12 protein-coding genes are annotated in these 13,941 nt (G+C 43.6%); all 12 read left to right on the top strand.

The features are described from left to right. Positions 1-56 precede the first annotated feature (56 nt). The 12 genes from BCT49_RS10830 (at position 57) to BCT49_RS10775 (ending at position 13,001) form a co-directional block, all read left to right on the top strand. The gene (locus BCT49_RS10830; protein ID WP_102307313.1) at positions 57-1,085 is read left to right on the top strand and encodes a succinylglutamate desuccinylase; all 1,029 of its coding nucleotides are present in this window, start codon (positions 57-59) and stop codon (positions 1,083-1,085) included. Between the two features lie 133 nt (positions 1,086-1,218). Then, positions 1,219-2,214: a vitamin B12 ABC transporter permease BtuC gene (btuC, locus tag BCT49_RS10825; protein ID WP_102435213.1), complete on the top strand. Its 996-nt coding sequence runs from the start codon at positions 1,219-1,221 to the stop codon at positions 2,212-2,214. Then, the gene (gene btuD, locus BCT49_RS10820; protein WP_102435212.1) at positions 2,201-2,959 is read left to right on the top strand and encodes a vitamin B12 ABC transporter ATP-binding protein BtuD; all 759 of its coding nucleotides are present in this window, start codon (positions 2,201-2,203) and stop codon (positions 2,957-2,959) included. The genes btuC and btuD overlap by 14 nt, the downstream gene beginning before the upstream one ends. A 92-nt stretch (positions 2,960-3,051) precedes the next feature. Beyond that, entirely contained in the window at positions 3,052-3,411 is a 360-nt protein-coding gene (locus tag BCT49_RS10815) for a DUF6559 family protein (RefSeq protein WP_102435211.1), read from the top strand. A 441-nt stretch (positions 3,412-3,852) separates the two neighbouring features. Beyond that, positions 3,853-5,298: an N-acetylglucosamine-binding protein GbpA gene (gene gbpA / locus BCT49_RS10810; RefSeq protein ID WP_102435210.1), complete on the top strand. Its 1,446-nt coding sequence runs from the start codon at positions 3,853-3,855 to the stop codon at positions 5,296-5,298. A gap of 389 nt (positions 5,299-5,687) precedes the next feature. Then, complete coding sequence (locus tag BCT49_RS10805) at positions 5,688-7,142, top strand: lytic polysaccharide monooxygenase (protein ID WP_102435209.1); 1,455 nt, start codon at positions 5,688-5,690, stop codon at positions 7,140-7,142. A gap of 244 nt (positions 7,143-7,386) precedes the next feature. Then, entirely contained in the window at positions 7,387-8,805 is a 1,419-nt protein-coding gene (locus BCT49_RS10800; RefSeq protein WP_198595845.1) for a PLP-dependent aminotransferase family protein, read from the top strand. A gap of 175 nt (positions 8,806-8,980) precedes the next feature. Then, positions 8,981-10,567, top strand: a complete 1,587-nt coding sequence (locus BCT49_RS10795) for a cytochrome ubiquinol oxidase subunit I (protein ID WP_102435207.1) — start codon at positions 8,981-8,983, stop codon at positions 10,565-10,567. A gap of 12 nt (positions 10,568-10,579) precedes the next feature. Beyond that, positions 10,580-11,716 (top strand): cytochrome d ubiquinol oxidase subunit II, encoded by a 1,137-nt coding sequence (gene cydB, locus BCT49_RS10790; RefSeq protein WP_102435206.1) that lies wholly within the window; start codon positions 10,580-10,582, stop codon positions 11,714-11,716. A gap of 10 nt (positions 11,717-11,726) precedes the next feature. Next, a complete protein-coding gene (cydX, locus tag BCT49_RS10785; RefSeq protein ID WP_102435205.1) occupies positions 11,727-11,828 on the top strand; it encodes a cytochrome bd-I oxidase subunit CydX in 102 nt (33 codons plus the stop codon). 222 nt (positions 11,829-12,050) lie between these two features. Next, positions 12,051-12,230 carry a hypothetical protein gene (locus BCT49_RS10780; RefSeq protein ID WP_102435204.1) on the top strand — a complete coding sequence of 60 codons (180 nt, stop codon included), beginning with the start codon at positions 12,051-12,053 and terminating at the stop codon, positions 12,228-12,230. Positions 12,231-12,512: 282 nt separating this feature from the next. Then, positions 12,513-13,001, top strand: a complete 489-nt coding sequence (locus tag BCT49_RS10775; RefSeq protein ID WP_102435203.1) for a GNAT family N-acetyltransferase — start codon at positions 12,513-12,515, stop codon at positions 12,999-13,001. Positions 13,002-13,941: the final 940 nt, after the last annotated feature.

The raw sequence follows: 13,941 nt of genomic DNA, 5'->3' as shown, positions 1-13,941 counted from the left end.
ACACAATTTCTATGTACAATTTATTAACATACGGCCGTGCAATTAAGGAGTAGCGCATGACGAAGACCCTCTTTCGCCAATCATTTCTTTTTGACAGCCTAGATCTTGAGCAAGAAGTGTTTGCAGGACAGACCGTACTGAGTAACGGTGTTGAAATTAAGCTTCATCAACGTGGTGTATTGGAAGTAATTCCCGCGGATTATAATTCTGAAACTAAGAACATCATCTTCTCAACAGGTGTTCATGGTGACGAAACTTCACCGATGGAGCTAGTAGATAAATTAGTTGAGGATATTGAAACAGGCTTTCAAGTAGTAAATGCTCGATGCTTGTTTATTATCGCTCACCCAGAAGCGACCAATGCGCATACGCGTTTTCTCGATGTGAATATGAATCGTCTGTTTGATGAAAAGCAGCACGAAAGCAATCGAGAAGTGGATATCGCGAAGAACTTAAAGTTCTTGGTTACTGAGTTTTACAAAGAAACGGAACCTGCCACTCGTTGGCATCTAGATTTGCACTGCGCAATCCGTTTATCTAAGCATTACTCGTTCGCTGTGAGCCCTAAGGTTCGCCACGAAGTGCGCAACAAGGAGCTTTTTGATTTCATCAACAGTGCCCACGTTGAAGCTGTGTTGCTGTCGAATGCACCAACCAGCACCTTTAGTTGGTACAGCGCTGAAAACTTTGAAGCGCAAGCATTAACAATGGAATTGGGTCAGGTAGCGAGAATTGGTGAAAACCAACTTGATAAGCTCACTGCTTTTGATTTAGCGATGCGTAACTTGATTGCTGAAGCTGAGCCTGAGCATCTACCTAAGCGAACCATCATGTATCGTGTGAGTCGCACTATTGTTCGCTTGCATGATGACTTCGATTTCATGTTCTCTGATTCTGTAGAGAACTTTACCGCGTTCAAGCACGGTGAAGTATTCGGTCATGATGGTGATAAACCATTAATGGCGAAGAATGAAAACGAAGCCGTGGTATTCCCAAATCGAAACGTGGCTATCGGCCAACGAGCTGCCTTAATGGTGTGTGAAGTTGAAACGCGATTCGACCACGGTCAGCTTGTGTACGATTAATACCGAGTCGGGTTTAAGCGACTAAAACAACTGCTCAACTGGTTGAAATATCAAGGTTCACATTACGGTGTGAGCCTTGAGTTTATTTGGGTATACAGGTAAGGTTACGCGAACATTTTCAAAGTAGCTTGATATGGATTTCCAACAACTTCTTCACCAAAAACAGCGCAAATGGACGCGAGCCATTTATCTGATGGCAGCACTGCTTGTCGCGCTGAGTGCAATTTATCTAATGGTTGGTGATCTCTTCATTTCCCCTCTGGGCACCTTGTCCACGTTAGAACAAAAACTACTGATTGATTTACGCTTACCTCGACTATTGGCTGCTATTGCTATCGGGGCTGGTTTGGCTGTATCTGGCGCAAGCTTACAAGTCTTATTAGGCAATGTATTAGCAGAGCCAGGTGTGCTCGGTATTTCCGGTGGAGCGAGCTTAGCCATGGTGATCGTGTTGTTCTTCTTACCGTTTGCTCCAACGCCTGAACTCTTTATGGTCGCTGCCGTATTAGGGTCACTCTGTTTTACCGTGATTTTGGTGAGCATGGTCAAAACGATGCGACTGACCACGGCCAAATTGTTGCTGGTGGGTGTCGCGTTAGGCATTCTTTCCGGTGCTATGGTGACATGGGCTTTTTACTTTAGTGATGACCTCAGCCTACGCTTATTGATGTATTGGCTAATGGGCAGCTTGGGTGGTGTAACTTGGTACCAACACTCGCTCACGTTAGTGATGATCCCCGTGATTATTTGGTTGTGTTTGCAAGGCAGTAAGCTGGACAAACTGATGATTGGCGAGACTCATGCTGCGCAACTGGGCGTGAATGTACCTAAGCTACGTTGGCGTTTGATCTTCGCTGTGTCTATTTTAGTGGGCTGCGCTGTGGCATTGGGCGGCGTGATCAGCTTTGTTGGCTTGGTTGTGCCGCACTTGCTCCGTTTAGCGATTGGTACCGACAACCGATACCTTCTTCCTTTATCTGCCGTTGCAGGCGCTGCATTGTTGGTATTTGCTGATATTTGCGCGCGTACATTACTCGATTCTGCAGAATTACCTTTGGGTGTGATGACCACCAGTATCGGTGCGCCTATCTTCATTTGGATGTTAATTAAAAATCATGATTCAAATTAAGAGCCTGAGCGTTGGCGCACGTTTATTACCGCTATCATTTGAGCTCAAGCAAGGGCAGGTGACTCACGTTATCGGTCCGAATGGCAGTGGTAAAAGTACCTTACTCGAAGCGATATCTGGCATTGGCGATGGCTATAAAGGCGATATCAAGCTCGATGGACAAGACTTATCTGTGTTGTCGTTACAAGACTTATCATTACACCGTGCTTATCTGTGTCAAAGCGCAAGGCCTGCCTTCAACTTAGAAGTGTTCCAATATCTCGCGCTCTCATTACCAAGTTCATCACACGGCCTTGATACTGAAATCAACGCAGCTTTGGACGAAATAAGCCAGATGTTGGCCATCACAGACAAACTTCATCGTTCAATTCAGACACTGTCTGGTGGTGAATGGCAACGCGTTCGTTTGGCTGGCATGTGCCTGCAAATTTGGCCGACGCTTAACCCATACGCGAAGCTGCTGATTCTCGATGAACCTGCGGCACCGTTGGATATCGCCCAAGAAGCCTTACTCTACAAGCTCATCGAACGAGTGGCAGAGAAAGGCATTGCCGTGATCATGGCAAACCACGATCTTAACCGCACTCTAAGACATGCCGACCAAGTGTTACTGCTCGACAAAGGCGTGCTTCAAGCATCAGGTAGTGCAGAACAAGTGCTCACCCCTGAGCTGCTAGAGTCCGTGTTCAACACTGAAGTCAAAAGTATCTCAGTCGATAATCAAACTTATCTGTTGTTTGGTTAGAGAGAACGTTTGGCTAGAAAGAGCATTTGCTGTAAGGGTCATTTGGTTAAGCGGATTATTGGGTTAAAGACGAGCTATTAAAGGGATCAAATATGTTTAGATATATCCAACGACGAAGAATCAAAAAAGTAATTAAGCTCTTGTCTGCAAAGATGGTAAAGAGTTACGGAAGCCGCGATTTTTTCTCTATCGGACAAGTTGAAACGAGTGCTCATGAACTAAGTAAACGCCAGCAACAAATCGCATTGGCTTTGTTTGCTGATCCACAAGATCTTGATGTTGAATTGGTTCCCACTATCCAACTGTTACGTAATGATGTGTCTAACGACTTCTTCGGCGGCGAGAGTTACACCGCGCGTGATGTGCTCAACCTCTTGGGTGGAAGCGGCTGGAAGGGCGGTCGTATGGACGACGACATGTCACATCGCATGGGAATGCATAGCCGCTATTAAATCCTTTAACTCTAATTCGTCTCGTCAAAATCGTTATTTTGACGAGACGCATCTATATTTACTGTCCCTTATGTCTTCTAACTACTTTCAATTTACCCCTGCTTCACCAAAGTACATCTCTTACGTACCCCACGAATTACTAAATATCTAGCCATAGCTTCCTTTGGTTTCTTGGGTAAACCTCATATTTTTCAGATATATAATTCACTTTCCACGTCGTATGAGCTTTGTTGATTCTCAATCAGTCTTATTGACTAAATATTCACTCATTGTTCAACCATGCTCAAATTGACTGATATGCATTTACTTTATTAATGCTTGTGCTGAGTAAGCATTAATGACGAATCGCATATTTGATCAACTTAGAACGTTGGATAGGTCGACAGGAAAAGATCATGTGGGCTTTTAATTGGAAATATGAAGTCTTTAAATGGAAATGTTATGAGAATTAGAATAGAGAAAACGGCTTTAGCGTTCGCTTTGTTTACCGTCTGTGGTGGGGCTATGGCGCATGGCTTTGTGTCATTAAATGATGAAGGCAACATCATCAGTCGTGTTGCTTTGTGCCACTTAGAAGATTCTGAAGGTCAGGCGAAAAACATGGATTGTGGCAACATACAGTATGAGCCGCAAAGTGTGGAAGGCTTCGATGGCTTCCCAGAAGGTGGACCTGCTGACGGCTATATTGCCAGTGCTGAAATATCAATCGCAAGAAATCTAGATGAACAAACTTCAGAGCGCTGGCAGAAACGCCCAATAGAAGCGGGCTCTCAAGAATTTGAATGGACATTTAGGGCTAACCACATAGCGGCTGGTTTCAAGTATTACATCACGAAAGAAGGATGGGATCAGAATGAACCATTGGAACGAGCAGCCTTTGACCTAACACCTTTCTGTGAGGTTGATGGTCACGGAGAGATGACACAAGACACGGCTACTCATACCTGTGATGTACCTGTGCGAGAAGGTTACCATGTCATTTTGGCTGTTTGGGATGTCGGTGACACAGACAAGGCATTCTACAATGCGATTGATGTGGTATTTGATGGTGATGATTCGCAACTACCGGATTGGGACAAAGCAGGTCAGATAATACCGACCGCCAACCTAAGAGAAGGTGATGCGGTTTATACTCGTGTATTTGATGGTTCTGGCGAGAACGCAGCACTAAGTACTCGTATTGAGATTACAGACAGCGAAGCTGGCCAATCAAAGAACTGGTCAAAAGCATTAGCGACCAAAGTAAATGAAGAACGTAAGAACATTAAGTCGGGCGTGTTGAGCGAAAACGGCTTTGCTCCAATTTATGGCGTAAACCCGATATACGTTAATACAGACAGTGGTATTCAGAGCGTAGAAATAGGCTACGATGTCGAAGTACCGGAACCAGACACCTCACTCACGGTTGAAGGGTTAGAGCCTGAATACGTAATTGGTGAAGAAGCAACAGTTCTAGACCTAACACTGGTGGCTGAAGGTGATGCTAAAGCTGAGCTGACGGTGTACAACCATAGTCGAGAGTCATTGGCGCACTGGAGTGGTGAAGTAGAAGATGATTCGTCAGAATCGGTAGCACTGCCTTTATCCAAATCAGAAGCTGGCCACCACATGTTAGTCGTGAGTGTGAAAAACAGCGAAGGCAAGTTGGTAGGGCAACAGACGTTGAACTTCCATTTGGTTGAAGCCGGCACACCACCGCCTGAACATGATTATGTTTACCCAGAAGGTTTTGGTAGCTATGTGGATGGAGACATCGTTCTATTTGAAGGTGAAGGAGTCTATCAGTGTTACGGCCCATGGGCGGCAGAATGTAACAACGAAGATTATCTGCCAGGAATTGCAATTGACCCTAATTGGGTTGAACAGCAGTGGAAAAAGTTAGATTAATATTCCACTAATCGATTAGGCTCTAGTTTCTATTCGATATACAAACCCCAAAGCGGCTTAATCATTAAGCCGTTTTTTTATTCACTTTGAATATTGTTTCCTCAATCAAGATGGAATACTGAGATCCAATAATTCGAAGCAACATCATCTATCTACAATGCATTTGTTTGAGTTGTGTGATGCTGATTCCTATCAATATAAAACCCTCTGTTATTGATAAAATTGACGTATATATTTTTCCTTGTTCTTCAAACAAAAACTATAAACCCTCGAACTGCAATCTTGATTGGTAAGTGACCAATTGACGTTGTGCTCAGGGTAAAATAATAGAGAGTGGGAAAGTGACAACAATAAATAATAATATATTAAAAGTAGCAGTAGGTATGGCTATGCTATCGAGTGTGCCGTCAGTGGCAAATGCTCATGGTTGGTCTGAATTTCCAAGTGCACGTCAGAACACGTGTTACGAGCAAGGCGGGATTTGGTCGGGTACACCACCGAATGCAGCATGTGCTCAAGCGAAAGATATTTCTGGCTCGTACCCGTTTGTTCAACGTAACGAATACGCAAAAAATATTCAGGATTTCAACAACATCAACGCTGTGAAAGCGGCGATTCCTGATGGCACGCTATGTTATGCCAACGATTCGCAAAAGCGCGGTATGGGTGCGCCTCATACTGGTTGGACTCGCACCGAGTTAAGCACTGGTACATTTGAATATGTATTCAACGCGACTGCGCCACACAACCCTTCATTCTGGGAGTTCTACCTAACGAAACCAAACGCAGACCTGAGCAAAGGCCTAGCGTGGGGTGACTTAGATCTTATCCAAGAAGTGGGCAATGTTCCTGTAAGCGGTGGCAAATACCGTATCAACGTGACCATTCCATCTGACCGCTCTGGTGATGCAATCCTATATGTACGTTGGCAGCGTGACGATGCTGCGGGCGAAGGCTTCTACAACTGTTCCGACATTACTATCGCGGGTGGTACAACACCTCCGCCAGATCCTACACCACAGCCTGATCTAGTACGTGGCGACCTGTTTGTTTCTGACCAGTTTGGTACGCCAGAAGTTGGTGACACAGTTAAGTACGACATCATCAACAAATACGGTGAAGTAGCACGTAGCTTCGACATTGTTATTGATGGAACAAACGTTAACGATTGGGCTCGCTTGTTGGCTTCAGAAATCAACGGCTGGCACGAAGAGTTTAAAGACGGTGCGATCTTCATTGGTGACTGGCATGCTGAAATGCAGCACTACATGTATTTCCAAAACGATCCTTCACGTAACTTCTTTAACTCAAAAGATAGCCGCGCTTCAGGTCAGCTAACGCTGATTGAAGGTGGTGACGGCGGTGTTGAGCCGTTAAAAGGCGACATCTACGAATTAGTGAAGAGTGACAATGTTGTTAATGCTGGCGATAAAGTTGTGATTGCAACGAGCGAAGCAGCAAACCTAACACAAACTCAAGGTTCTGCAGTTAGCATTCAAAACAACGGCACGGCTTCAATTGTTGTCGATACGACTGCGATTACGGCGAACGAAACTTTGTCATTCATTGCTAGCTCTATTGAAAGCGAAAGTGTTGAAACCTTCACGTTCGAAGTGATTGCTGATGACGGTGGCGTAACACCAGACCCAGATCCAACGCCGGATCCTGATCCAACACCTGACCCAGACCCAGGCACTTGGGGTTCATCAGCGACTTACCTTGGCGGTGAAGTAGTGACTTACTCGAACCAGTCGTGGAAAGCACAATGGTGGGTTCAGGGTGGTGAAAACCCTAAGGCGACCTACGAAAACGACAAATGGGGCGTTTGGCGTCCAGCTAACTAGTCAGCTAGTTAAACTAAGTAACTAAGTAACTAAGTAACTAAGTAACTAAGTAACTAACTAGCTATATAATTAAGGCACCACACTTGATTGACGAGTGTGGTGTCTTTTCTTATGGGAGAGATAAACAAGTCGACCGTGAAGGTAATTGGGTTTAGGGTAGGGCTTTGTTATACCTGAATGTCCGAGTACTTCGAATATTCACGGTTTAGTAATCTTTTACACATTAGATAGAAAAGACTTTTTGATGAAAAAATCTCAGATACTCGCCAATACAATCAAGAATCAGATAGAACAAAACATTTGGCTGAGTGGTGAGAAAATCCCATCAATTCGAGACGCATGTAAGCGTTACAAACTCAGTATCGAGACTGTGCTGCAGGCGTATCAACAGCTTGAAGATCAAGGCTATGTGCGCTCAAAGCCTAAGTCTGGCTATTTCGTGTTGCCGCGTAGAAATGTATTCACCTCAGAACACGCGCAACAAAAAGTCATCAAACCGTATCCCGTTAAAATCAGTGACCTGCTTTACGATGTACTTCAACGAGCCAAAGACCCTAGCATCATTCCACTCAGCTCGGCATTCCCAGACCCTGCTTTGTTTCCGCATCAAGCATTGTCGCGCAGTTTAGCCAATGCCAGCCGCCAAATGTCGGATAACAGCATGCTCACCAATTTACCTCCGGGCAGCGAAACACTCCGTAGACAAATAGCCCAGCGTTACCAAATGCATGGGTTAAATGTACTGCCTGACGATATTGTGATTACTTCTGGAGCGATGGAAGCGCTTAATCTCTGTTTACAATCTTGCACAGAGCCGGGTGACTTGGTCGCTATCGAGTATCCTGCGTTCTATGGCGTGTTGCAGACCATAGAACGGCTAAACCTTACGGCAGTGGAAATACCAACAGACCCAGAAACCGGAATCGATCTTGATGTGTTGGAGTCGGTGTTCGCGTCGATGGACATCAAAGCGTGTTGGTTCATGACCGAATCACAAAACCCAGTCGGTTATTCGATGAGTGACAACAACAAGCAACGACTGGCTGAGTTGGTGAATCAACATAAGATCCCGATGATTGAAGATGATGTGTACCGTGAGCTTCACGTTGGTAATCAAACATCATTGCCCGCCAAAGCCTATGATACTGGCGAGCAGATCATGCTTTGTGGTTCGTTTTCCAAGTCCCTGTCACCGGGCTTTCGAATTGGTTGGGTAGTGGCACGTAAACAAGCGCTAAAGATTCAGCGGTTGCAGCACTTATCGACACTTTCCAGCAGTATTCCTATTCAACTTGGCTTGTCTCACTACCTGACGTTTTATAGCTATGACAATCACCTTAAAAAGCTTCGTAAACTGCTGAATGAAAGGAAGAAGGCGCATATAGCACTTCTAGAATCCAGTTTGCCTAAGAGTGCTCTGATTCATAAAAGCCAAGGCGGTTACTTCCTTTGGATAGAATTGCCTCACTCTGTTTGTGTTGAGAAGCTTTATGAGCGAGCTCTTGAACACAACATCTCTGTCGCGCCAGGGATCATATTCAGTAGTGACAAAAAATTCTCCCATCACATTCGACTTAATTGCTCGTATGCTTGCGACGACAAAATCGCAGAGGCAATTCAAACGCTCGGCAACCTAATCAGAACTATGGAATCACAAGCCTAAGTCGTTAGCTGAGTTACCGGCTGCTTCATACTTCAACGCTAGTCTCTACTGACTGGATAAACAATCTGTTCTGTTTTTTAACCATCAATCTGTTCTAGTTTGGTTTGTTCGAACTGTGCTGAAATACGCTCCAATTCTTAATATGAAAGCCATCATTATGATGTTTGGAGCTTAAATGTTTGATGTAGTTGAATTGTCGCGTTTACAGTTTGCGCTAACCGCTATGTTCCACTTTCTCTTCGTCCCGTTAACTATCGGTATGTCTTGCTTACTGGCGATCATGGAGTCAATCTATGTGCTCACCGGTAAACAAATCTATCAGGATATGACTCGCTTTTGGGGCAAACTGTTTGGTATTAACTTCGCCTTGGGTGTCACGACGGGTTTAACCATGGAGTTCCAGTTCGGCACCAACTGGTCTTATTATTCTCACTATGTCGGCGACATCTTTGGTGCTCCCCTTGCTATTGAAGCCCTTGTCGCATTCTTCCTTGAATCCACCTTTGTTGGCCTCTTCTTCTTCGGCTGGGAAAGGCTTTCCAAACGCCAACACCTTGTCGTGACTTGGCTGGTGGCGTTGGGCTCTAGCTTCTCTGCATTATGGATTCTGGTTGCTAACGGTTGGATGCAAAACCCGATTGGGTCAGAGTTCAATTACCAAACCATGCGTATGGAAATGACCAGCTTCGCCGAAGTGGTGCTCAACCCAGTTGCGCAGGTTAAGTTCTTGCACACAGTCGCCTCAGCTTATACCTGCGGTGCGATGTTTATCCTTGGCGTGAGTTCATACTACTTGCTGAAAGGTCGAGATGTTGCCTTTGCCAAACGCTCTTTCGCCGTGGCGGCATCCTTTGGAATCGCTTCAATTATCTCAGTAATCGTATTGGGCGATGAGTCCGGCTATGAACTGGGTGACGTTCAAAAAGTAAAACTTGCTGCAATAGAAGCGGAATGGCACACCGAGCCTGCTCCTGCGGCGTTTACCTTGTTCGGATTACCAAACCAAGAGGAAGGGAAAACCGACTTCGCTGTGAAAATTCCTTATGTGATGGGGATTATTGCAACGCGTTCATTGGATGAACAAGTGACCGGTCTTCATGACTTGCGAGAGCAACATCTCGTGCGTATTCGAAACGGCATTATTGCTTATGAATTGCTAGAGCGTTTGCGTGCGGGTGACACTTCGAATGAGACAGAACAAGCTTTCGATCAAACCAAGCATGACCTCGGCTATGGTTTATTGCTTAAGCGATACACAGACACCGTGACTGACGCTACCGAACAGCAAATCCAACAAGCAGCCGATGATTCAATCCCAACTGTGTGGCCTTTGTTCTGGTCATTCAGAATCATGGTGGGTTGTGGCTTCATTATGTTGTTTGTCTTTGGTGCGGCTTTCTTACAAACCTACCGTAAAAACATCACTCAAAAGCCTTGGCTATTGAAGGCGGCGCTTTGGTCGATTCCATTACCTTGGGTGGCAATCGAAGCTGGTTGGTTTGTTGCTGAGTATGGTCGTCAGCCATGGGCGGTTGGTGAAGTTCTCCCTGTTGCGGTCGCGGCATCTTCGCAAACCGTTGAGAACTTGCTTACGTCTCTCGCGCTAATTATTAGCCTCTATACCGTCTTCATCATTGTTGAAAGTTACTTGATGATTACCGTCGTCAAAAAAGGCCCGAGCAGTTTGAAAACAGGGCGCTATCACTATGAACAAACAACAACATCACTTGAAGCCAAATTGGCACAACAAGTTCAACAATAAGGTGACTGACTCATGTTCGAATATGACACATTACGTTTAATTTGGTGGGTGCTAATCGGTGTGTTGCTGATTGGTTTTATGATCACTGATGGCTTCGATATGGGAGTAGGAGCGTTATTACCGTTTATCGGTAAAACCAACTCTGAAAGACGAGTGATGATTAACTCCATCGCACCCCATTGGGACGGCAACCAAGTGTGGTTAATTACCGCAGGTGGCGCTTTGTTTGCGGCTTGGCCTTTAGTGTATGCGACATCGTTTTCAAGCTTATATGTGGCGATGTACTTAGCGCTTATCTCATTGTGGCTGCGTCCTCTTGCGCTTGAGTACCGAGCCAAAATTGATAACGACCAATGGCGCAAAGTGTGTGACTTGGCGATTTCATTCTCGGGCTTCTTTCCGCCGATTTTATTTGGTGTCGCGTTTGGCAACTTGATGCAAGGGCTTCCTTTCTCGCTCAATAGCTTACTTATGGTTGAATACCACGGATTGTTTGTTGATTTGCTTAATCCGTTTGCTCTGCTGTGTGGCTTCGTTGGGTTATTGATGGCGTTGTTGCAAGGCGGTGCTTGGCTGATGATGAAAACGACAGATGCGCTATACAACAAGGCAAGATTGGTTGCGCAGGCGAGTGCGATACTTGTAGCTAGCCTTATGGTCATTGGCGGTTTATCGATAAGTCAAATTGATGGTTATCTGATTGTCAGTGAATTGAACCATAGCGCTGTCTCAAATCCGTTAAACAAACAAGCGATAGCAGAAACCGGTGCTTGGTTAACAAACTTCGAGACTTACCCTTGGATGTGGTTTGCGCCGATTGGCAGTGTGCTCATTCCGTTGTTGGCGCTGTTGAGTGTTAGATTAAAGTGGGATGCGCTGGCTTTTATCAGTTCAAGCTTTACTAATGCGTGCATTGTGTTAACGGCTGGCTTTTCGATGTTCCCATTCATTATTCCGTCGAGTGTTAATCCAAGCCATAGCTTAACGTTGTGGGATTCAACATCGAGCGAACTGACCTTGAACATAATGACAGGCGTAGCGTTTGTGATGGTGCCAATCATCCTGTGTTACACCGCTTTTAGTTATCGCACCATGCTTGGACGACTCGATAGTGAGTATGTCGAACGCAACGGCCATACACTGTATTAAGGAGTTTTTCATGTGGTATTTTGTTTGGATACTAGGTCTGTTCTTAGCGTCAGCATTCGCTGTTTTGAACGCCATCAGTTTAGAAAAAAGTGATTCGGAAACAGAACTCTGATTGACGTTTGATTCATAAAAAGACCAGAAGATGATGCTCTGGTCTTTTTTATACCTTTAAATCATGGCTATGCTGCTTTCTTAGTTAGTGGCACAAAATGGTAAGACTCGATTCGACTGAATGGCTAGAATTATCTCAAACGAAACAAGTGAGCTAGTACTTATTCTGGTCACTTTATCTAATTCGAATGGATGCTTTGAAAGCTCGAAAGAGGATTAATTAATGTACGAACTAACACTACTTCTAAGCCTAATGATGGGTGGCGTTGACAGCACGGCTGAAATGGAAATTAATACTCAATTCACGACTCTTGAACAATGTAATGAAGAAGGCGCAGCGTTAGCCGAGAAGCTAAATGCTACCGATCTTAAAGTGCTCCAAGTTCAATGCGAGCGTGACTAATCAGAACAGAATTAGTTAGATCATGATGAACCAAAGCTAACTAACGCCATAGATTTGTCGGTGTGGGCACACCCGAGGTGCCCGTATCGAATTACCTTCAGTTTAACTAACCTTGATTCCTTAAATTTACTTCTTCAGATCATCCACATACATTCCTCACATCAGCCTCAATAAAAACAATTTCATCTAACCTATTGTTAAATATTTACTATTTGATAGTGTGTCTAGGTGCACATTGAGGATGTGCATCACATTTAGCGAAGAATAATAGTAGGAGTTGCGATGAGTATTATAGTGAGACGGTCTGAACCGTCAGATGCGAAGGGAATAAAAGAAGTCTACGAATGCACTAATGCTTATACTGGTACGCTGCAACTCCCAAATCCATCACTGGAAAGCTGGCAGAAACGAATCTCTAATATCCCTGATAACGTGTATTCTTATGTAGCGTTAATCGACGATGAAATCGTTGGCAATTTGGGAATGGAAGTGTGTGTAAATCCGAGAAGGCGTCATGTTGCTTCATTCGGTATGGGTGTTAAAGACGATGTATTAGGCAAAGGTGTCGGTAGTCAGCTACTCGCGACCGCAATCGACTTGTGTGATAACTGGATTAACATCAAACGACTGGAATTAACGGTCTATACCGATAACGAAAGAGCGATCAGCCTGTATAAGAAATTTGGCTTCGTGATTGAAGGGGAGTCAGCAGGATTTGCCTTTAGAAACGGCGAATATGTAGCGGCTTATCATATGGCTCGACTGGTTTAACGTTAAATTTAGCGCTTTGACTTGTCATAAGGTTCCTATTAAAAATGACTTAAATTAGCAGCAGATTTAGAAGTAAATTAAACCATGTCCAACTTGTTGTTAGGCATGGTTTTTTTGTATCCAGAAAAATTCACACAATCGATATTCAGGAATTGGAAAGGTAAATATTTAATCTGGTGGAATACAGCTTTAGCAAATAACATCCAATAAGTTAAATTTAATATGATTAAAGCTTAATAAGTTGTAAAGCACTAAACAATTATTAGAATTCGGTTAACTCTCCCAATGTAAAAAAATATAAAAATTAACAAACCATATAGTTATTTAAAAATAACCCATGAAAGCACATGATTGATTACATAATAATGTGATTTCTATCAATATATTAGTGTACCATGGCTGGTTCTCCCTATCTCGATATGCCAAGTCGGAATATATTTAATGACAAATTCAATAATTAATATTATTAATAAGTTAATTATCGGATAGATTGAACATTTTCCGTGTTCATTGTGTATATTATTATCCACAAATTATTGTAACTCAAAGTACCGAAAGATATGACGTATTCGTTGAACTATAAGACCAGAAAAGTAGCTCGTTACTTTGTTTATATACTTACAATTATATCTATAGTCATTTTATATTTACTGGCCTTTCTCATCTTTAGGTGGTAATACATAATATAGTTAAAATTATAAATCGTATTAATCAATTGGGAGTTATTTCATAGAATGGAATTGGATGTTAATTTTAATTTGAAAAAGAATGAGATTTATAATGTTAATAAAAAAATAAAGACTTATGTGTCTAGGCAAGAAATTCTACTTGCAAAAAGGTTAATAGAATCGAAGGGCGAGGTTGTAAGACGCGAAGAATTACTGACACATTGCTGGGAAGGGAAGATAGTTACAGATAGTTCAGGCTTTGTTGCGTAATT

The organism is Vibrio lentus (assembly GCF_002875945.1).
GTDB lineage: Bacteria > Pseudomonadota > Gammaproteobacteria > Enterobacterales > Vibrionaceae > Vibrio > Vibrio apostichopi.
This window is presented reverse-complemented; position numbering and strand designations above follow the sequence as displayed.